The organism is Shinella yambaruensis (assembly GCF_050859155.1).
GTDB lineage: Bacteria > Pseudomonadota > Alphaproteobacteria > Rhizobiales > Rhizobiaceae > Shinella > Shinella yambaruensis.
Map to the genome: position 1 here is coordinate 1,534,629 of NZ_CP150638.1, position 18,854 is coordinate 1,553,482.

20 protein-coding genes are annotated in these 18,854 nt (G+C 65.0%); 6 read left to right on the forward strand and 14 right to left on the reverse strand.

Features of this window, described 5'->3' with window-relative positions; genetic code table 11:
- Positions 1-41 precede the first annotated feature (41 nt).
- From WMC41_RS07535 to WMC41_RS07550, 4 genes are read right to left on the reverse strand one after another with little or no spacing between them, the layout of a single operon-like run.
- Positions 42-1,013 (reverse strand): branched-chain amino acid ABC transporter permease, encoded by a 972-nt coding sequence (locus WMC41_RS07535; RefSeq protein ID WP_244765739.1) that lies wholly within the window; start codon positions 1,011-1,013, stop codon positions 42-44.
- Between the two features lie 2 nt (positions 1,014-1,015).
- Entirely contained in the window at positions 1,016-1,903 is an 888-nt protein-coding gene (locus WMC41_RS07540) for a branched-chain amino acid ABC transporter permease (RefSeq protein WP_244765738.1), read from the reverse strand.
- 35 nt (positions 1,904-1,938) lie between these two features.
- Positions 1,939-2,646: an ABC transporter ATP-binding protein gene (locus WMC41_RS07545; protein WP_244765737.1), complete on the reverse strand. Its 708-nt coding sequence runs from the start codon at positions 2,644-2,646 to the stop codon at positions 1,939-1,941.
- The gene (locus WMC41_RS07550) at positions 2,639-3,478 is read right to left on the reverse strand and encodes an ABC transporter ATP-binding protein (RefSeq protein ID WP_272805212.1); all 840 of its coding nucleotides are present in this window, start codon (positions 3,476-3,478) and stop codon (positions 2,639-2,641) included. Before WMC41_RS07550 ends, WMC41_RS07545 begins: the two co-directional genes overlap by 8 nt.
- Before the next feature lie 187 nt (positions 3,479-3,665).
- Here WMC41_RS07550 and WMC41_RS07555 point away from each other — a divergent pair, with 187 nt between their 5' ends.
- The 6 genes from WMC41_RS07555 to WMC41_RS07580 all read left to right on the forward strand — a co-directional run bounded on the left by WMC41_RS07555 (position 3,666) and on the right by WMC41_RS07580 (position 9,702).
- Positions 3,666-4,874 (forward strand): ABC transporter substrate-binding protein, encoded by a 1,209-nt coding sequence (locus WMC41_RS07555; RefSeq protein ID WP_244765735.1) that lies wholly within the window; start codon positions 3,666-3,668, stop codon positions 4,872-4,874.
- 56 nt (positions 4,875-4,930) lie between these two features.
- On the forward strand, positions 4,931-5,698 hold the full coding sequence (locus WMC41_RS07560) for an enoyl-CoA hydratase-related protein (protein WP_432347553.1): 768 nt from the start codon (positions 4,931-4,933) through the stop codon (positions 5,696-5,698).
- Between the two features lie 77 nt (positions 5,699-5,775).
- Positions 5,776-6,531 (forward strand): SDR family NAD(P)-dependent oxidoreductase, encoded by a 756-nt coding sequence (locus WMC41_RS07565; RefSeq protein WP_272805215.1) that lies wholly within the window; start codon positions 5,776-5,778, stop codon positions 6,529-6,531.
- 22 nt (positions 6,532-6,553) lie between these two features.
- Positions 6,554-8,080: a class I adenylate-forming enzyme family protein gene (locus WMC41_RS07570; RefSeq protein WP_432347555.1), complete on the forward strand. Its 1,527-nt coding sequence runs from the start codon at positions 6,554-6,556 to the stop codon at positions 8,078-8,080.
- A 24-nt stretch (positions 8,081-8,104) separates the two neighbouring features.
- Positions 8,105-9,265 carry an iron-containing alcohol dehydrogenase gene (locus WMC41_RS07575; protein WP_432347557.1) on the forward strand — a complete coding sequence of 387 codons (1,161 nt, stop codon included), beginning with the start codon at positions 8,105-8,107 and terminating at the stop codon, positions 9,263-9,265.
- Positions 9,265-9,702: an acyl-CoA thioesterase gene (locus tag WMC41_RS07580; RefSeq protein ID WP_432347559.1), complete on the forward strand. Its 438-nt coding sequence runs from the start codon at positions 9,265-9,267 to the stop codon at positions 9,700-9,702. The genes WMC41_RS07575 and WMC41_RS07580 overlap by 1 nt, the downstream gene beginning before the upstream one ends.
- Before the next feature lie 123 nt (positions 9,703-9,825).
- On the opposite strand, the gene WMC41_RS07585 is transcribed toward WMC41_RS07580, so the two are convergent.
- The 10 genes from WMC41_RS07585 to WMC41_RS07630 form a co-directional block, all read right to left on the reverse strand.
- The gene (locus WMC41_RS07585) at positions 9,826-10,551 is read right to left on the reverse strand and encodes an SDR family oxidoreductase (RefSeq protein ID WP_432348293.1); all 726 of its coding nucleotides are present in this window, start codon (positions 10,549-10,551) and stop codon (positions 9,826-9,828) included.
- Complete coding sequence (locus WMC41_RS07590) at positions 10,548-11,618, reverse strand: carbohydrate kinase family protein (RefSeq protein WP_432347560.1); 1,071 nt, start codon at positions 11,616-11,618, stop codon at positions 10,548-10,550. The genes WMC41_RS07585 and WMC41_RS07590 overlap by 4 nt, the downstream gene beginning before the upstream one ends.
- Before the next feature lie 18 nt (positions 11,619-11,636).
- Positions 11,637-12,362: an SDR family oxidoreductase gene (locus tag WMC41_RS07595; RefSeq protein WP_432347562.1), complete on the reverse strand. Its 726-nt coding sequence runs from the start codon at positions 12,360-12,362 to the stop codon at positions 11,637-11,639.
- An 11-nt stretch (positions 12,363-12,373) separates the two neighbouring features.
- The gene (locus WMC41_RS07600; protein WP_432347564.1) at positions 12,374-13,144 is read right to left on the reverse strand and encodes an SDR family NAD(P)-dependent oxidoreductase; all 771 of its coding nucleotides are present in this window, start codon (positions 13,142-13,144) and stop codon (positions 12,374-12,376) included.
- A gap of 13 nt (positions 13,145-13,157) precedes the next feature.
- Positions 13,158-14,219: an ABC transporter ATP-binding protein gene (locus WMC41_RS07605; protein WP_432347566.1), complete on the reverse strand. Its 1,062-nt coding sequence runs from the start codon at positions 14,217-14,219 to the stop codon at positions 13,158-13,160.
- Between the two features lie 9 nt (positions 14,220-14,228).
- Positions 14,229-15,272: an NAD(P)-dependent alcohol dehydrogenase gene (locus tag WMC41_RS07610; protein ID WP_432347567.1), complete on the reverse strand. Its 1,044-nt coding sequence runs from the start codon at positions 15,270-15,272 to the stop codon at positions 14,229-14,231.
- A gap of 32 nt (positions 15,273-15,304) precedes the next feature.
- Positions 15,305-15,541 (reverse strand): DUF2160 family membrane protein, encoded by a 237-nt coding sequence (locus WMC41_RS07615; protein ID WP_272805223.1) that lies wholly within the window; start codon positions 15,539-15,541, stop codon positions 15,305-15,307.
- A gap of 3 nt (positions 15,542-15,544) precedes the next feature.
- Positions 15,545-16,381 (reverse strand): carbohydrate ABC transporter permease, encoded by an 837-nt coding sequence (locus WMC41_RS07620; RefSeq protein ID WP_432347568.1) that lies wholly within the window; start codon positions 16,379-16,381, stop codon positions 15,545-15,547.
- Positions 16,381-17,262: a carbohydrate ABC transporter permease gene (locus WMC41_RS07625; RefSeq protein ID WP_244765723.1), complete on the reverse strand. Its 882-nt coding sequence runs from the start codon at positions 17,260-17,262 to the stop codon at positions 16,381-16,383. Before WMC41_RS07625 ends, WMC41_RS07620 begins: the two co-directional genes overlap by 1 nt.
- 107 nt (positions 17,263-17,369) lie before the next feature.
- Positions 17,370-18,803, reverse strand: coding sequence for an extracellular solute-binding protein (locus WMC41_RS07630; protein ID WP_432347570.1), 1,434 nt, complete (start codon positions 18,801-18,803; stop codon positions 17,370-17,372).
- Positions 18,804-18,854 lie beyond the last annotated feature (51 nt).

Consider the following 18,854-nt stretch of genomic DNA (forward strand, 5'->3'; position numbering starts at 1 on the left):
AACGCGGCCCCGGTAAAATCGCTTGCATAAGAAGACTTTTTTCAAGCCCTGGGGCGATCGAGCAGCGCCTTCAGCTCGCCGAACACGCCCCGCCTGAACATCATCACGCACACGACGAAGAACAGGCCGATGATGAAGGTGATCGGCAGGCCGCTCGTCGAAAGAAAATGCTCCAGCCCGACGACGATGCTGGCACCGACGATCGGGCCGATCAGCGTGCCCATGCCGCCGAGAAGGGTCATGAGGATGACTTCGCCGGACATGTGCCAGGTGACGTCCACGAGCGAGGCGAGCTGGAACGCGATCGCCTTCAGCGAGCCGGCGAAACCGGAGAGCGCGGCGGAGAGCGTGAAGGCGATCAGCTTGTAGCGTTCCGGCTTGAGGCCCAGCGAGGTGACGCGCGTTTCGTTCTCGCGAATGGCCGAGAGGATGTGGCCGAAGGGCGAGTTGACGGTCCTCCAGATGATCACGAGGCCAAGGACCGTTCCGCCGAGGACCGTGTAGTACATCGCGGTGATGTTGCGGAGATCGACGATCCCGAGAAGATAGCCCCGCGGCACGGCCTGGATGCCGTCCTCGCCGCCGGTGAAGGGCATCTGTACCGCCATGAAATAGATCATCTGCGCGAGGGCGAGCGTGATCATCGCGAAGTAGATGCCGTGACGGCGAATGGCGAGCGTACCGAAGGCAAGGCCGAGAAACGCGGCGAAGGCGGTTCCCGCGAGCACGGCGAGCTCGAAGGGCAGCTGCCAGACCTTGGCGGCGTGGGCGGCGACATACGCTGCCCCGCCGAAGAAGGCCGCATGCCCGAACGACAGAAGCCCCGCATATCCGAGGACGAGGTTGAACGCGGCCGCGAACAGCGCGAAACAGAGGATCTTGATGAGGAAGAGCGGATAGATCGCCAGCGGCGCGCCGATCATCAGCACGGCGACGAGGGCGAGAAGGAGGCCGCCGGTCGTCCGGAGGCGGCGAGGGGCCGTCAGGGAAGAGGTCGCGGTTGTGCTGTTCATGATCAAGCCTCGCGGGAGAACAGGCCGGACGGCCGGATGAGAATGACAAGGACCATCACCACGAAAACCGCTATGGAGGAGGCCGCGGGATAGAATGTCTTGGTCAGCCCCTCGATGACGCCAAGCGCCAGGGCGGTGACGATCGCGCCGCCGATCGATCCCATGCCGCCGATGACGACGACCGCGAAGACCACGATGATGATACTGGAACCCATGCCGGGGCTGACCTGGTAGAGCGGTGCCGCCAGCGCCCCGGCAAAGCCGGCAAGGCCCACGCAGAAGGCATAGGTCAAGGTCAGCATGAGCGGAACGTTGATGCCGAAGGCCTGGACGAGGCTCGGATTTTCCGTCGCCGCCCGCAGGTAGGCGCCGAGCCTCGTCCGCTCGATCGCAAGCCACGTGGCGAGGCAGACCGCAAGGGAGGCGACGATCACCCAGGCGCGGTACATCGGCAGGAACATGAAGCCGAGATTGATGCCGCCCGTCAGCGACGGCGGGATGGGATAGGGCTTGCCGGCGGCGCCGAAGACATGCCGGAAAAGCCCTTCGAGCATGAGGGCGATCCCGAAGGTCAGGAGCAGGCTGTAGAGGTGGTCGATCCTGTAGAGGCGCTTGAGGAACAGCCGCTCCACGACGGCGCCCAGCGCTCCCACCACCAGGGGGGCGATGACGAGCGTTTCCCAGTAGCCGAGGCCGAGGCTCGACAGCAGGAGCCAGGCGGCGAAGCCGCCGAGCATGTAGAAGGCGCCATGGGCGAAGTTGATCACGTTCAGCATGCCGAAGATGATGGCGAGGCCGAGGCTCAGGAGGGCATAGAAGGAGCCGTTGATCAGGCCGAGCAGCAGTTGCCCGAGCAGGACGGCAATGGGAACCCCGAAGATGTCCGTCATCGGTTTCTACCTATCTGAAAGGAGCGCGTCATGGATCAGACTCCGAGATATCTGTTCAGCCGGTCCATGTTGGCGTCGAGTGCGTGGTTCGGGATCTCGTCGACGACCTTTCCCTGGTCGAGGACGTAGTGGCGGTCCGCGATGGATGCCGCGAAGCGAAGGTTCTGCTCGACCAGGATGATCGTCATGCCGCGATCCTTGAGGATGCGCAGGGCCGCGCCGATCTCCTCGATGATCACGGGGGCGATGCCTTCGGTCGGCTCGTCGAGCAGGATGAAGTCGGCGCCCGTCCGGAGAACCCGGCCGATCGCCAGCATCTGCTGTTCGCCGCCGGAAAGGCGCGTGCCCGATGTGCTGTCCCGCCCCTTCAGGTTCGGAAAAAGGCCGTATATTTCGTCGACCGCCATGCCGCCCGCCTGCCAGGCAGGCGGAAACAGGAGGTTTTCCAGCACGCTGAGCGAGGAGAAGATGCCGCGTTCTTCCGGCACGTAGCCGATGCCGAGACGCGCGACCTTGTGCGGCGCGACCTTCAGGAGGTCCGCGCCCTTGTAGATGCAGGCGCCGCGCCTCTTTCCGACGACGCCGACGAGGCTGCGCAGCGTCGTCGTCTTGCCGGCGCCGTTGCGGCCGATAAGCGTCACGACCTCGCCTTTGCGCACATCGAAGTCGATGCCGTGCAGCACATGGCTTTCGCCATACCAGGCCTCGAGACGCTTGACGTCAAGGAGGGGAGCCTCAGCCATGGCTGCCTCCCATATAGGCCTTGCGGACTTCGCTGTCGGCGGAAACGTCCGCATAGCTTCCTTCCGCGATGACCTCTCCCCGACGCAGCACCGTGATCCGGTCCGACAGGTCGGAGACGACGCCGAGATTGTGCTCGACCATCAGCACCGTGCGTCCCTTGCCGACGCTGCGGATGAGGGCGGCCGTCCGGCCGATATCCTCCGTGCCCATTCCCGCCATCGGCTCGTCGAGAAGCAGGACTTCCGGGTCGAGCGCCAATGTGGTGGCGAGCTCGAGGGCGCGTTTTCGCCCGTAGGACAGCTCGGCGGCCTTTGTCTGCGCCCGGTCGGCAAGGCCGACGCTGTCGAGCAGCCTTGCCGCTTCCTCGTTGAAGCGGCGGAGCGTCGCGTTCGATTTCCAGAATGCGAATGTCTCCTTCGCGCGGGCCTGCAGGGCGACCCGGACATTCTCATGCGCGCTGAGATGCGGGAACACCGATGAAATCTGGAACGACCGCACGAGGCCCATGCGCGCGATGTCGGCGGGCGCCATCCGCGTTATGTCGCGATCCTTGAACAGGATCTGTCCGCCGCTCGGCGACAGGAACTTGGTCAGGAGATTGAACAGCGTGCTCTTGCCGGCGCCGTTCGGCCCGATCAGCGCGTGGATCGTGCCGGCGCGGATCTTCAGGTCGACATTCTTGACGGCGACGAAGCCGCCGAAGGAGCGCGTCAAAGCGCGCGCCTCGATGATGGGTGCGGTGTCCAGCACGTTTTCTCCTCCGCCGGCTTTCTCATTCTCCGGGCGGGCGCCGGATGGCGCGCCCGCCTTCCCACTGTTCGGTTCCGGCATGATCAGAAAAACACATAAAGTCTAATAATGCAAGCTTGCGCTTTGCGGAAAACTCTGCTTACCTTGCTGCATAAAGCCTATTGAATCACACAAGATGTAAGCCTCAAGCGTAATCTTAGTATGATAACGCAAGTTGATGATAGGGCCTTGGGAGGAGCTCAGGGCGCCGAACCTGGGAGGAAGAACGATGAAGAACAAGCTTATGCTACTGTCCTGCGCCGCGGCTGTCGGCGCCTTGACCATGTCCGCCGGGGCGCAGGATGCCGCGCCCGTCCGCATCGGCGTGCTCACCGATGTCAGCGGCCAGTTCTCGCACGAGGCGGGCGAGGGGGCGATCACCGCTGTGAGGATGGCGGTGGAGGATTTCGGCGGCAAGGTTCTCGACCGGCCGCTCGAAGTCGTCGTGGCCGACCATCAGAACAAGCCGGAAGTGGCGGTGGCCACGGCGCGCGAATGGTATGAATCGCAGGGCGTGACGATGATCAACAACCTGATCAATTCCGGCATTGCGCTGGCCGTCACGCAGGTCGCGAAGGACGAGGACAGGATCGCCATCGTCAACGGCTCCGGCTCGTCACGCCTGACGAACGACGGCTGCACGCCGAACAGCATCCACTATTCCTACGATACCTATGCCCTTGCCAACGGGACCGCCAACCAGCTGCTCCTGCAGGGCATGAAGAACTGGTTCTTCCTGACGGCCGACTACGCGTTCGGACATGCGCTGGAAGCCGACGCGACGCAGATCGTCGAGGACAATGGCGGCGCGGTCTCCGGCGCCGTGCGCTATCCGATCGAGACGTCCGACCACAGCGCCTTCATGCTGCAGGCGCAGGCATCGCCGGCGCAGGTCGTCGCCATGGCGGGCTCCGGCACCACCTTCATCAATGCGGTGAAGTCCGCGGCGGAGTTCGGCCTTGCCGCCTCCGGCAAGACCATCGCGGGCCTGCTCGTCTGGGATACCGACGTTCATTCGCTCGGCCTCGATACCGCGCAGGGCATGATCCTGACGAATGCCTTCTACTGGGATCGCGACGATGCGACGCGGGCCTTCTCCAAGCGCTTCGAAGAGCGCGTCGGCCGCCCGCCGCACATGGGCGATGCGGGAGACTATTCCTCGACCATGCATTACCTGAAGGCCGTCCAGGCCGCCGGCACGACCGACGCCCAGGAGGTCATGGCGAAGATGCGCGAGACGCCGATCAACGACTTCTTCGCCACGAACGGCAAGATCCGCGAGGATGGCCGGATGGTGCACGACATGTACGTCTACCAGGTCAAGACGCCCGCCGAATCCACCGGCGAATGGGACATCCTGAAGCTCGTCACCACCATTCCGGGCGACGAGGCTTTCCGTCCGCTTGCGGAAAGCCAGTGCCCGCTCGTGAAGAAGTGACGCGACGGCGCCCGGCAAGCGGCCGGGCGCTTCCCAGGCAGTTCGAGGGCAGGCGAATGAGCGATATTCTCGTTGAAGACAGGGATGGGGTCGCGGTGGTCACGTTGAGCCGCCCCGGACACAGGAATGCCGTAACCTATGCGATGTGGCGGCAGCTCGCCGACCTGTTTCGCGCCTTCGATCGGGACTCGTCGGTCCGCTCGATCATCCTGACGGGCGCCGGCGCCGACTTCTCGGCCGGCGCCGATATCAGCGAGTTCGACGCGGTGCGCGGCGGCCTTGAGGCCAGCAAGGCCTATGAGGTGGCGGTCGATGCCGCGGGGGACGCGATATACGAGGTTTCCAAGCCGACGATCGCCGCCCTGCGGGGATATTGCCTCGGCGGCGCGGCGCATCTGGCCATGTCCTGCGATTTCCGGGTCGCCGAAGGCAATGCGGTCTTCGCAATCCCCGCAGCACGGCTGTCGATTGTCTACGGCATCTCCGCGACCCGCAAGCTGTGCGCGCTCGTGGGGGTGACGCAGGCAAAACGCATCCTCTTCTCGGCCCGCCGCTTCGATGCCGGGCAGGCTCTCGATATCGGCTTCATCGATCAGGTTGCGGAGGATGCGCTTGCCGCCGCGCATGACCGGGCGGCGGAGCTGGCTGAAAACGCCCCCCTGACGATTGCGGGCGCGAAGTTCATTCTCAACGGCTGCGCGCGCGGGACGCTGGATCACGCCGCGGCCAGCAGGCTGATCGACGAGGCCAGCGCGAGCCACGACTACATCGAAGGCCGGCAGGCCTTCAAGGACAAGCGTTCGCCCCGGTTTCTGGGGAAATGACCCGACTTCGTTCCGCGGACCGGGCCGCACTGGATTGCGCTGCGTTGCAGCCGTCAGACTATCGAGGAGTTTCGTGAATGCAGACCAATCTGAATGACAAGGTGGCGCTGGTGACCGGCGGCGGAAGAGATGTCGGCGGAGATATCGCACGGTCTCTCGCGGCGGAAGGCGCCATCGTCGCCGTGAACTACAGCCGTTCGCAGGCCGAGGCGGAGGCGGTGGTCGCCGCGATCGCGGCCGCCGGCGGAAAGGCCAGGGCCTATAGGGCCGACATCAGCGAAAACGATCAGGTCAGGGCGATGGTCGCCGCCATCAAGGCGGATTTCGGGACCGTCGATGTGCTGGTCAACAATGCGGGATACGTGAAATACCAGCGGTTCGTCGATTCGACCCCTGAAGACTGGAAGAAGCAGATCGACATATGCCTCTACGGCGCGATCAATTGCTGCCACGCCGTCGCGCCGCTGATGATCGGGCAGAATTCCGGCCGCATCATCAATCTCGTCGGCGACAGTTCCCGCATCGGCGAAGCCAATCTGGCGCTGGCCGCGGCCGCGCGTGGCGGCACGATCGCGCTCGGCAAGTCGCTGGCCCGTGAATTCGGCCGAAACAACATCACGGTCAACACGGTTTCACTCGGCCTGATCGAAACGTCCCATTCCGATCCCGATTTTCTCGAGAAGAACCGTGAGAAGATCGTAAAGGCCTATCCTTTGCGCCGCATCGGCAGGCCCGGCGACGTGGCGCCGATGGTGACCTTCCTGGCTTCCGAGGCATCCTCCTGGGTGACCGGTCAGGTGATCAGCGTCAACGGCGGATTCTGCATGGTCTGACCGGGAGGAGCGGGAGGAGAACATGATACATTTCGAGCTTATCGCGCCGGTCGGAGAAATCCTTCGGCGGAATGCGCGCCTGTATCCGGGCAAGATGGCCTTCGAGGACAGGAGACGGTCGGTCTCCCATGACGCCCTGGACCGCGAGACCGCGGAGCTGGCGTCTCGTCTGGTCGCGTTGGGTCTCGCGAAAGACGAGGCCGTCGCGATCTTCCTGCCGAACTCGGTGAACTGGGTCGTCGCCTGCCTTGCCGTCGTGCGGGCGGGGGGGATCGCCGTTCCCGTCAGCATCGAGGCGACCGAGGCCGAACTCGCCTACCGCATCGACGATGCGGAATGCGCCTTCGTGATCATGCCATCGCAGAAGCAGCCGCTGGTGGACGGATTGCCGCCGCGCGCCGGCAAACCGCCCGTCGTGATCGCCGTGGACGAGGAGGCCGGCTTTGGCGCAGCGGCGCCGGCGTCAGCCTTCGAGGATGACCGGGATATCGATCGCCCGGCCTTCATCGTCTATACATCCGGCACGACGGGCCAGCCCAAGGGCGTCCTGCTGTCGACGCGCTCCATGCTCTGGGTGGCGGCGGCATGCTGGGCGCCGATCGCGGGGCTGAACGAGAACGACGTCGTTCTCAACACCCTGCCTCTCTATCATTCCTATGCCCTCAACATCGCGGTTCTCTCCATCATCGCGACGGGCGCGAGCGAATATATCATGGAGAAGTTCTCGACCTCCCAGGCGACGGAACTTCTTCGCACGGGCCGCTTCACCTTCATGCCGGGCGTCCCGACGGTCTTCCACTATTTCCTGTCGGCCTGCCAGGCCAGTGGGGAACGGTTGCTTTCATCCGTTCGGCTTTGCGTCTCCGCCGGAGCGATCATGCCGGGAACGCTGAACAGCGACTTCGAGGCGTTCTTCGGCGTCCCGCTTCTGGATGGCTACGGCATCACCGAGACATCGACGATGGTGACCATGAACTGGCCCGGAAAATGGCGTGTTCCCGGTTCCTGCGGGCTGCCGGTGCCGGGCCTTGCGGTCCGTCTGGTCGATCCGAAAACAGGGCTGGATGTGCCGGCGGGCGTCGAGGGCGAATTGATCTGCAAGGGCCCGAACCTGATGCAGGGCTACCACAACAAGCCGCTGGAGACGGAAAAGGCCATCGTGGACGGATGGTATCATACCGGCGACCTCGCGAAGTCCGACATGAACGGCTTCCTCACCATCACCGGCCGCCTCAAGGAACTGATCATCCGCGGCGGCCAGAACATCGCGCCGGCGGAGGTCGAGGAGGCGATCCTGCTGCTGCAAGACACGGTCATGGACTGCGCGGTGATCGGAATGCCCCATGCCATGCTGGGAGAGGTCCCCGTCGCCTGCATCGTCGTCAAGGACGGGCGGACCTTCGACCAGGAGGATCTGATCCGGCATTGCAAGGCCCGCCTGTCTTCCTACAAGGTGCCCGATCGTGTCTATGTCGTGGCCGAGATCCCGCGCACGGGATCGGGAAAAATCCTGCGGGTCAAACTTCGCGAAAGCCTTCCTGCGGCATGATGCAGGACGGCACAGGAGGAAATCATGAATCCCTTTGTGTTCAATACGACGAGCCAGATCGTTTTCCGCCCCGGTGCCTCGGCCGAGCTCGGCGGCCTGCTCGGCCCGCGATTTGGCGGACGCATCCTGTTCGTCACGGATGGCGGCCTCAGGAAGCTTGGCCTGTGCGACGCCGCGCTCGCCGCGCTCTCGGGATCGGGAATGGAGGTCACCGTTTTCGATGCGGTCGAGGCCGACCCTTCGCTGGCGACGGTTGAGGCCGCGGTGGAGGCGGCAAGGGCCGCGGGCGTGACGGGCGTGATCGGCTTCGGCGGCGGTTCCTCGCTGGATGTGGCAAAGGTCGTGGCGCTCGTCTGCGGCTCGGGCGAGGATCTCGATGGCGCGTGGGGCGTCGGCAATGCCAAGGGCCCCCGGCTGCCCCTGGCGCTCGTGCCCACGACGGCGGGGACGGGATCGGAGGTGACGCCGGTCTCGATCATCACGGTGGGCGGCGACGAGAAGCGCGGTGTCTCGTCGCCGGTCATCCTGCCCGACGTCGCGATCCTCGATGCGGAGCTCACCCTCGGGCTGCCGCCGTCGATCACGGCTGCCACCGGCATCGATGCGATGGTGCACGCCATCGAGGCCTATGCCTCCCGAAACGCGAACAACAATCCGCTCTCCAGGATGCTGGCCCGGCAGGCGCTGCAGTTGCTGGGCGCGAACATCGAGACGGCGGTCTTCGATGGCAAGGACCGGGCGGCGCGGGGGGCGATGCTCCTCGGCTCCATGCTGGCAGGCCAGGCCTTCGCCAATTCGCCGGTCGCCGCCGTGCATGCGCTCGCCTATCCGATCGGCGGGACGTTCCATGTTCCGCACGGGCTTTCCAACGCGCTCGTGCTTCCCCATGTCCTGCGCTTCAACGCGCCGGAGGCGGCGTCCGTCTATGCCGAGATCGCCGCCGATGCCTTTCCGGATCTCTCGTGCGAGCAGGATGGCGGGCAGCGCTGCGCGGCCTTCATCGAGCGGCTGGCCGAACTGTCGGCACGGCTCGGGCTGCAAGCCCGGTTGCGGGATGTCGGCATCGGCGAGGAGCATCTGGCGGGTATGGCGCGAGACGCCATGAAGCAGACCAGGCTCCTCGTGAACAATCCCCGGGCGGTAAGTGAAACGGACGCCCTCTCGATCTACAAGGCGGCCTGGTGATGACGGAACGGACGGGACCCGGCGGGCGCTCCGGCTACAAGGTTTTCCGGACGATCGGAACGCGCTGGTCGGACAACGACACATACGGGCACATGAACAATGTCGTCCATTACAGCCTCTTCGACAGCGCGGTGAATGGCTTCCTCATCGAAAACGGGGTTCTGGATATCAGGGGAGGACCGGAGATCTTCCTCGTCGTCGAGACGGGGTGCCGCTACCACGCGGAAATGACCTTCCCGGACGTGGTCACGGCCGGCATCCGTGTCGCCCGGCTCGGAAGCTCGTCCGTCCGCTATGAGATCGGGCTCTTCCGCAACGACGAAGACATCGCGGCGGCGGAAGGCTTTTTCATCCATGTGAATGTCGACCGCATGGCACGGCGCCCCGTGCCGTTCGGGCACGCCGCAAGACGCGTGCTTGAACCGCTGCTGGTTTAGGCAGGGTTGCCGGTGGACAAAGGGCGGCCACGGCTATTATCCCAGCGATCCGGGAGGTGTTCCTGAGTGCTCGCCTCCTCGCGGAGGCGTGGATCGAAACCTGTCGCTGCCATTCCCGGCGGGTCAGATGTCGAAATTCGATGGAAGCACGACGACGTCGCGGATGGTGACGTTCCGGGGGCGGGTCAGCATGAAGATGACCGCATCGGCCACTTCGGCGGGCTCGATCAGGCTTCCCGATTCCTTGGCCTTCCGGAGGTTTTCCTCGGGCCAGTCGGCAAGCAGCGCGCTGATCACGGGGCCGGGAGAAACCGACCCGACCCGGATGCCCTTCTTGTTGACCTGCCGGCGCACCGTCTGGACGAAGCAGGTCATGGCCCATTTCGATGCCGAATAGACCGGCTCCCACGGAACCGGATAGTGGCCCGCCACCGAACTCGTCACGATGATGTCGCCGGCGCCGCGCTCGATCATGTGCGGCAGCACGTCATGCACGTTCTTCATCACGACGTTGACGTTGAGGTTGAGCATCCGGTCGATGTTGGCGGTCTGCGCATCGACCAGGTCTCCGCCTATATAGGTGCCGGCATTGGCGTGAAGGATATCGAGCCGGCCGGTCAGTCGCTCGATGGCGGGCATCAATGTCGCGCAGTCCGCCGGGTCGAGAAGATCGATCACCAGCGGGATCGCGGCACCTCCGAGGTCCGCGCAAGCGGCATCGAGGGCATTGCGATCACGGTCGACGAGCACGACATGCGCGCCCTCGGCAATCATCGCCTTCGTGCTCGCAAGCCCTATCCCCGAAGCCGCGCCCGTCACCGCCGCGACCTTGCCTTCCAGTTGCTTCACCATATCCGTGTTCCTTCCGAGTCGGGTTGAGGTTTCGTCAGATCCGGTCGCCTGCGCCTGTCCCAGGTTCGCGCCGTGTCGAGGCATTGCCGCCAGGAAACGACCCCGTCGGTCGTGCCCGCCGAGCGCAGCGAACAGGCGGCCGCCGCATGGCCGAGCCACAGGCTGTCGGCCAGCGGCCAGTTCTCGTGCAGGCCGTAGAGGAAGCCCGCTGCAAACGCGTCCCCTGCGCCGTTCGGCCCGACGATCGCATCGGGCGGCACGCTGGCCGATGGTATGAAAATCCTCTCGCCCGTGCGCGTGACGGTGATCGCCCCCTCGGGAAAATGCACGGTCACGAGCCGCATCGCGCCCCGTTCGAGGACCGTGGCCGAGGCTGCGGCGCAGGCGTCGGCGTTCGCCCTGCCGCCGTCCATGGTCGTGATCCCCGCCAGAGCGCCGATCTCGCTGTCGTTGACGATCAGCGTGTCGAGATGCGGCAGGCATGGCAGGATCAGCGCGCGCAGGCGCTCCGGCGTGACCGTGCAGAGTTCGAGATTGGTTTCAAGGCCGGCGGCGCGGGCGGCCCTGAGCACGCTCACCCATCCGTTGGCATCCGTCTCCCAGGGGGCATCCATCCGGGGATGGATGCCCGGCAGGCCGAGATGCAGGACGCGCGCCGTCGTTCCGGAAAAGTCGAAATGGTCCGGCGTCAGCAGCGCCCCGGCGCCGAGATCCGAGATATGCGTGCGCTGGCCGCTCGCCTGCGAGATGAAGGCCTCGGTCGTGTGGGTCGGCACCTCGCGGCTGACATGCATCTGCCGGCAATCGAGCCCCGCCCGGTCCGCCTCGGCGAGCAGCTTGCGCCCCGCATCGTCATCGCCCACGAGCCCGATCGTCTCGACCGGCATCGTCGGGTCGAGGCGCTTGATGTCGATGGCGAGATTGCAGGCCGAGCCGCCGCCGCGCTCTTCCAGCCCCCAGGCGACGCCGACGCTGTCCTCGCGCGGCCAGGCGTCGATCTTGCGGTTGCGGTCGAGGCACCAGGTGCCGCCCGTGATGAAACCACGCCTTTTTACTCCGGCCACGGCATCCTCCAGCGGGGTTCAGGCGATCGTGTAGCCGCCGTCGACCGGCATCGACAGGCCGTTGACCATTGCCGCCTCGTCCGACAGCAGGAACAGGATGACTTCGGCGATGTCGTCGGGATCGGCGAAGCGGCCGACCGGGATGCGGCCGAGCATGCCTGCGGCCTTGTCCGGGTCGCTCCAGGCCTTGACCGCCATGGGGGTGAGGGTGACGGTCGGGTGCACGCCGTTGACGCGGATGCCCTTCGGCGCGAGCTCCCTGGCCATCACCCGCGTCAGCCCGTCGAGGCCGGATTTCGAGGCGCAGTAGGCGGCATGGTCGGGAATGCCGACAAAGGCCGCGACGCTCGACACGTTGACGATCGCACCCTTTGCGCCTTTCCCCACCCTGTCGCGCGCATATTCCTGCGCCACGATCATCGGCGCCCGGGTGTTGACGGCATAGAGGAGGTCGAAGTTCTCGACCGAGACGTCGAGGAAGGGTTCGAGCTCGGTCGTGCCCGCGCAGTTGACCAAGTAGTCGGCCGGCAGCGCCTTGAGGGCCGCGGCGCGCGTTGCCGCCGCATCGGCGAGATCGACCGGGATCGAGTCGCAGCCGATTTCCTTTTCCAGGCTTTCGAGGTCGGCGGCCGAGCGTGTCAGGGCCACGACCTTCGCGCCCCGCCGGGCGAGCATCACGGCGGTTGCCCTGCCGATGCCCTTGCCGGCGCCGGTGACGATCACATGCTTGCCCGTGAAATCCATGTTTTCCTCCTTTACCAGCAGGTGAAACCGGCATCCGCCTTCACGGTCGCGCCGGTGATCAGGCTCGACGCGTCCGAGGCCAGGAAATGCACGACGGATGCGATTTCATGCGGCTGGCCCATGCGGGCCATCGGCGTGTCGCGGATCCAGATGTCCATCATCGCCTTGTCGACCACGGTCCTGGTCATCTCGGTTTCGATATAGGTCGGCGCGACGGCGTTGACGCGCACGCCGCGATCCGCCCATTCGGCGGCAAGCGAGGCGGTGAGATGATGCACCGCCGCCTTCGAGGCGTTGTAGTAGGACTGCATCTGCGGGCGGTTGACGATATAGCCCGACATCGAGCCGATATTGACGATCGCGCCGCGCCCGGCCCGCAGCATGTGCCGGCCGAAGGCCCGGCAGCACCAGAAGACGCCGTTGTAGTTGACGTCGTTGACGCTGAGCCAGACCTCGTCCGGCGTGTCCTCGGCGGCAAACCCGGTGCGGGCGATGCCGGCATTGGCGACGAGCGTGTCGACGCGGCCATGCGCCTCGACGATCGCATCGGCGATGCGGCCGACGGCGGCGGAATCGGTCACGTCGAGCACATGCGCGTCGGCATCATGGCCCTTTTTCGCCAAGGCCTCCCTGCCGGCCTCGGCGATCGCGTCCTCCCGGTCGATGATGACGATCTTGGCGCCGGCCTCGGCGAGTGCCTCGCAGCAGGCAAGCCCGATGCCGCGCCCGCCGCCGGTCACCACCGCGACCTGGCCGTCCATCCGGAATTTCTCGAAGAACACGGCGCTTCTCCTTTCAGATACGCTTGCCGCTCTGGCGGTCGAAGAGGTGGACGCGCTGGCGGTCGATCGAGAGCGGGATCGTCTCGCCAGGCCTTGATGCGACGCGGTCGCGCACGGCGGCGTTCAGCGGGTCCTCGCCGATGCGCGCGAAGATCTGGGTTTCCGAACCGGTAGGCTCCAGCACCGAGATGGTGGCCGCGATCCCGCCGGGGCGCAGGTCGATATGCTCGGGGCGGATGCCGTAGACCACGGGTTCCGGGCGCGGCGCGGTCCCGGCCGGCACCGGCAGGACCGTGCCGTGGTCGCTGACGAACACCGTTTCGCCGTCCCGGCCTTCGAGCCTGCCGAGCACGAAGTTCATCGCCGGCGAGCCGATGAAGCCGGCGACGAAGGTGTTGGCGGGCCGATCGTAGAGATCGAGCGGCGCGCCGATCTGCTCGACATGGCCGTCGCGCATCACCACGATCTTGTCGGCCATGGTCATGGCCTCGATCTGGTCGTGCGTCACATAGACCGTGGTGGTCTTCAGCCGCTGGTGCAGTTCCTTGATCTCGACGCGCATGGTCACGCGCAGCTTGGCGTCGAGGTTGGACAGCGGCTCGTCGAACAGGAACACCTGGGGATCGCGCACGATGGCGCGGCCCATGGCGACGCGCTGGCGCTGGCCGCCGGAAAGCTGCTTGGGATAGCGGTCGAGCAGCTTTTCCAGCGCCAGGATTTCGGCGGCTTTTTTCACCTTGGCGGCGATCTCGTCCTTCGGCCGGCCCTTCAGCTTCAGCGGAAAGCCCATGTTCTCGGCCACCGTCTTGTGCGGATAGAGCGCGTAGTTCTGGAACACCATCGCGATGTCGCGATCCTTGGGCAGGACGTCGTTGACCACGCGCCCGCCGATATCGACCTCGCCGCCGGAGATCCTTTCCAGCCCCGCGATCATCCTGAGCAGGGTCGACTTGCCGCAGCCGGACGGGCCGACGAGCACGACGAACTCGCCGTCGGCGATATCGATGTTCACCCCATGGATGACTTGGAGACTACCGTATTTCTTGACGACATTCCTGACGGCGACCTGAGCCATGTGTCTTCCTCATTGGGGCAGAAGGATCTGCATCTTCACCTCGCCCTTCGGCGCGGCGGCGGCGATCTCGAAGGCCTCGACGCTCTCGTCGAAGCTGAAATTGCGGGTGATCAGCGGCCTGACGTCGATTGCGCCGGACGACAGCATGGCGACGCAGCGCGGGAACACATGCGCATAGCGGAAGACATGCTCGACGCGCGCCTCGCGCACCATGGCCTTGCCGACATAGTACTGGACGGGATGCACCTGCGAGCCGATGAACACGACGCGCCCGCCGGGGCAGAGCGGATCGAACACGCCTTCCGCGCCCTTGGGATGGCCCGAGCATTCGAAGACGATCTCGACGCCCCATCCGTCGGTGGCCTTCAGGATCTCCGCCGCCAGGTCCTGTCGCTGGGCATTGACCGGGACGATCGCGCCAAGCTTTGCGGCGATCTCCAGCTTCGCATCGTCGATATCGCTGACGAAGACGCGGGCGCAACCCGCCGCGAGCGCCGAAAGCGCGGTGACGAGACCGATCGGGCCGGCGCCGATGACGAGTGCGATGTCGCCCGGCTTCACCTGCGCCTTGGTGGCGGCGTGCACGCCGACGGCGAGCGGCTCGACCATCGCCGCCTCGGCGAAGGAGACGTTGTCCGGCAGCTTGAAGGTGAAGTCGGCCGGATGGACGACGGTGGGGCGCAGCACGCCGTGGATCGGCGGCGTCGCCCAGAAGCGCACGGCGGGGTCCACATTGTAGAGGCCGAGCCGGGTCGCGCGGCTGTTGGGGTCGGGAATGCCCGGCTCCATGCAGACGCGGTCGCCGACCGCAAGGCCGGTTACGTCCGGGCCTGTCTCGATCACGGTCCCGGAGGCCTCATGGCCGAGGATCATCGGCGCCTTCACCTGGAAGACGCCGGTGCCGCCATGGGTATAGTAGTGCACGTCCGAGCCGCATATGCCGACGGTGTGCAGCTTGATGCGCACGTCGCGCGGCCCCAGGACCTCCTCGCGCTCGATCGGGAAATCCCTGAGCGACAGCTTCAATCTTTCTTCGAGAACAAGCGATTTCATCGTTCCATTCCATCCTGGCTTGAGGAAATGCCTCAGCCGCGCCAGACGATCAGCACCCCGAGCGCGATCGCCAGGACGTGGCAGACGGTGAGCGGGATCGACTGTTCCAGGAACCGCATCCAGAACAGCTCCAGCGCGACGAACAGGTAGATCCCGACGAAGAGCCGGTCGAACCAGTTCGTCCTGATCGGCAGGAAGCCGGTGCGCCGCGCCGGCCTTTGATCGGTTTGGCGGTCCTCGGCGGTATCGGGGTCGACATGATGCTCCATGGCCTACTCCTTGACCGCGCCGAAGGTGAGGCCCGCCACGATGTGACGCTGCACCATCGAGAAGATGATGAGGGCCGGGATCAGCGTGATCACGGCTATCGAGGCCATCGCGCCCCATTCGGTGCCGGTCGTCGTCACGTATTCCGAAAGGCCCGTGGTGATGGTCCGGGCGTTGAAGCTGGTGAGCGTGGCCGCCAGCAGGAACTCGTTCCAGGCGAACACCCAGGTGAGGATGAAGGTCACCGCGAGGCCGGGCCGGGCGAGGGGGAAGACCACCTCGTGGATGACCTGCCACGTCGTGGCGCCGTCGACCGTCGCCGCCTCGTCGAGTTCCTTCGGTATGCCGTCCATGGTGGGCCTGAGCGTCCAGATCGCGAAGGGCAGGTTGAAGGTGCAATAGAGCAGCACCATGCCGATCTTGGTGTCGTAGAGCTTCCAGTCGCCGATCGTGAAGACCTGGGTGAACAGCAGGAAGAAGGGCAGCAGGAACACGGCGGCGGGCGCCATGCGGTTGGTGATCGTCCAGAAGAAGATGTTCTCCTTGCCGGCGAGATCGAAGCGCGACAGCGCATAGCAGGCCATGAAGGCAAGCACGGTGACCAGCGCCGCATTGCTGGTCGAGATGACCAGCGAATTGTACATGTAGCGGCGGATCGTCTCGTTGGAGAGCACCTTGACGTAATTGTTCCAGTAGACCGTATCGAGGATCAGGCTCGGCGTGGTGAACAGGTCCACCGCCGGCTTCACCGAGATGACGAACAGCCAGTAGATCGGAAACAGTGTCAGCAGGCTGAGGAAGATCCAGAAGACGAGGTAGAGGATGGGGCTCGACTGGCGCATCATTCGGCCTCCTTCTTCTGGCGCGGCGCGACCAGCGCCACATAGAGCAGCCAGCACATGACCAGCGTCAGGTAGAGGACGATGACCGATATGGCGGCGCCGTAGCCGTAATCCGTCTTCGGGAAGACGATCTTCCAGATGTGCAGGCCGACATAGCGGGTCGCCGCGCCCGGCCCACCGGAGGTGAGCATCCAGACCTCGTCGACGGTGCGCAGCGCGTCCATGAGACGGATGAAGACGGTGGCGAGGATGGCGGGACGGATCATCGGCAAGGTGATGTGCCAGAAGATCTGCCAGCGGTTCGCCCCGTCGATCTGGGCCTGTTCGAACGGCTCCTTGGGCAGGGACAGGAGGGCCGCGAGCAGCGTCAGCGTCACCAGCGGCGTCCAGTGCCAGATATCCATGATGACGGTGAGCAGGAAGGCGGCGCCGGCGTCCCGGCCGATATTGAGGTCGTAGCCGAACCAGGTCTTGAGCAGGTAGGGGATGATGCCGATCGACGGCGTGGTCATCAGGCGCCAGACGGAGCCAACGACGATGGGCGCCACGATCAGCGGCAGCGTGTGGACGGTGCGGAACAGGCCACGGCCGGGAAACTCGCGCATGAACAGCTGCGCCAGCAGATAGCCGAGGATGATCTCGCTCACGACCGCGAAGAAGGCGAACTTGATCGTGACGGCGATCGACAGCAGGAATTCCCGGTCGAACACCAGGCGGCGGAAATTGTTCGCGCCGTTATAGGTCATGAGAGGGTCCGCGCCGAACGGATTCCAGTGGTGGAAGGCGACGTAGAGCACGTAGATGAAGGGCGCGATGCCGAAGACGGCGAGGATCGCAATCGTCGGGGCAAGCATCAGCCAGCCCACCGTGTTCGAACGCATGAAGGCGGTCTCCCGAGGCAACAGGAGCAGGCCGCGGCCTGCCGCGAAGACGGCTGCGTCCGGGCGGCGATCCTGGGAGGTGCCGTCCGGACGCAGGCTCTGCCGAGCTACTTGCGATAGCCGAGGTTGGTCAGTTCCTCTTCGGCCTTGGCCGCCATCTGGTCGAGGCCTTCGTCGGGGCCGATCTCGCCGAGCAGGATGCTGTAGAAGATCGGCGCGGTGGCTTCGCGGACCTGCGCGTGGAACGGGAAGGGCGGTGCGCCGGCGAACAGCTTGCCCTCGTTCTTGAGCATCGAGTAGTAGCCGTTCAGCTGCTTGTCCATCTCGATGACCTTGGGGTCGTCATAGGTCGCGGTGTTGGTGATGCGCGGCGCCGCGACGGCCCAGTCCGCCTGTACCGAATCCTGCCCGATGAACTGCAGGAAGAGCAGGGCCGCCTCCTTGTTCTTCGAGGTGATCGGGAGGCCGAAGGCACCGCCGTCATAGTAGCCGAGATAGCCGGTGCCGCCCTTCACTTCCTCCAGGACCGCCGCATCCGTCGGAGGCAGGGCCACGCCCACATTGCCCACGACCCGCGATTTTTCCGCATCGGAAGCGATCCAGGCGGCGTTCTCGCCGTAGACGAGGCCCTGGGCGACGCGGCCGGCGGCAAATGTGGTGCCGACTTCCGTCCAGGTCGAGGCGGCCGATTCCGGCGGTGCGATGTCGCGCAGGTGCAGCCAGTATTTCAGCGCGGCCTTGGCCTTGTCGCTGTTCATCTGGCCGCCGTTCGCGACCGTCGCGGCATAGTTGTTGCCGGCGTCGATGCCCCAGTTGTAGACCCCGAAGGTCGGTGCGATCGACTCGAAGAACTCGTACCAGGACGCCGGATGGCCGGTATGCGCCTGGGCCGTCGTGCCCCACAGTTCGAGGCCGTTGTCCTTGCCGTATTTGGTGAAGAATTCCGCGATCTGCGTGTACTCCTCATGCGTGGTCGCAGGCTTCAGGTCCTTGCCGGTCTCGGCTTTGAAGGCCTCCTGGATCTTCGGGTCGTTGAAGAGGTCGGTCCGGTAGAGATAGACCTTGATGAAGGCCTCCATCGGCACGCCGAAGAGATCGCCGTCCGTGTTCTTGAAGTAGTTGGCGAAGGTCGTGAAATGCGTCTCGTCGAAATCCGGCGACTTCAGCGACGCATCGTCCTTGAGCGACTGGGTGATGTTGACCAGGAAGTTGCGTGCGAGATAGGCGTAGATGATGTCCTGCTCGATATAGACCATGTCATAGATGCCGGTCTTGGCTTCCATGTCCTTGATGGCCTTGTCGTACATCTGGTCCCAGGAGGTCGTCTCGATCTCGACCTTGATGCCGGTCTTCTTCTCGAATTCCGGTGCCAGCACGTCCTTGATGTAGTTCGACGGCGGCGTGCTCTCGGTGACGCCGTGCAGCACGACGCCCTGGTATTTCGCGCCGGCATCCGACCAGAAGTCGGCTTTTGCGGATATCACGCTCGCCAGCAGGCCGAGCGTGAGGGCCGCCAGTCCAATTCCAGATTTCCTGATCATACACTCCTCCTTGAATGATCCCGCCCGCCGACGGTTCCGGCAGGGCTGTTG

Excerpts from the sequence above, each read along its gene's own strand:
- WMC41_RS07560 (WP_432347553.1), top strand. The coding sequence starts at position 4,931 with ATGAGCGATATTCTCGTTGAAGACAGGGATGGGGTCGCGGTGGTCACG.
- WMC41_RS07610 (WP_432347567.1), bottom strand. The coding sequence starts at position 15,272 with ATGAAATCGCTTGTTCTCGAAGAAAGATTGAAGCTGTCGCTCAGGGAT.
- WMC41_RS07575 (WP_432347557.1), top strand. The coding sequence starts at position 8,105 with ATGAATCCCTTTGTGTTCAATACGACGAGCCAGATCGTTTTCCGCCCC.
- WMC41_RS07550 (WP_272805212.1), bottom strand. The coding sequence starts at position 3,478 with ATGCCGGAACCGAACAGTGGGAAGGCGGGCGCGCCATCCGGCGCCCGC.
- WMC41_RS07595 (WP_432347562.1), bottom strand. The coding sequence starts at position 12,362 with ATGGATTTCACGGGCAAGCATGTGATCGTCACCGGCGCCGGCAAGGGC.
- WMC41_RS07620 (WP_432347568.1), bottom strand. The coding sequence starts at position 16,381 with ATGCGCCAGTCGAGCCCCATCCTCTACCTCGTCTTCTGGATCTTCCTC.
- WMC41_RS07555 (WP_244765735.1), top strand. The coding sequence starts at position 3,666 with ATGAAGAACAAGCTTATGCTACTGTCCTGCGCCGCGGCTGTCGGCGCC.
- WMC41_RS07625 (WP_244765723.1), bottom strand. The coding sequence starts at position 17,262 with ATGCGTTCGAACACGGTGGGCTGGCTGATGCTTGCCCCGACGATTGCG.
- WMC41_RS07630 (WP_432347570.1), bottom strand. The coding sequence starts at position 18,803 with ATGATCAGGAAATCTGGAATTGGACTGGCGGCCCTCACGCTCGGCCTG.
- WMC41_RS07540 (WP_244765738.1), bottom strand. The coding sequence starts at position 1,903 with ATGACGGACATCTTCGGGGTTCCCATTGCCGTCCTGCTCGGGCAACTG.
- WMC41_RS07605 (WP_432347566.1), bottom strand. The coding sequence starts at position 14,219 with ATGGCTCAGGTCGCCGTCAGGAATGTCGTCAAGAAATACGGTAGTCTC.
- WMC41_RS07545 (WP_244765737.1), bottom strand. The coding sequence starts at position 2,646 with ATGGCTGAGGCTCCCCTCCTTGACGTCAAGCGTCTCGAGGCCTGGTAT.
- WMC41_RS07615 (WP_272805223.1), bottom strand. The coding sequence starts at position 15,541 with ATGGAGCATCATGTCGACCCCGATACCGCCGAGGACCGCCAAACCGAT.
- WMC41_RS07535 (WP_244765739.1), bottom strand. The coding sequence starts at position 1,013 with ATGAACAGCACAACCGCGACCTCTTCCCTGACGGCCCCTCGCCGCCTC.
- WMC41_RS07580 (WP_432347559.1), top strand. The coding sequence starts at position 9,265 with ATGACGGAACGGACGGGACCCGGCGGGCGCTCCGGCTACAAGGTTTTC.
- WMC41_RS07565 (WP_272805215.1), top strand. The coding sequence starts at position 5,776 with ATGCAGACCAATCTGAATGACAAGGTGGCGCTGGTGACCGGCGGCGGA.
- WMC41_RS07570 (WP_432347555.1), top strand. The coding sequence starts at position 6,554 with ATGATACATTTCGAGCTTATCGCGCCGGTCGGAGAAATCCTTCGGCGG.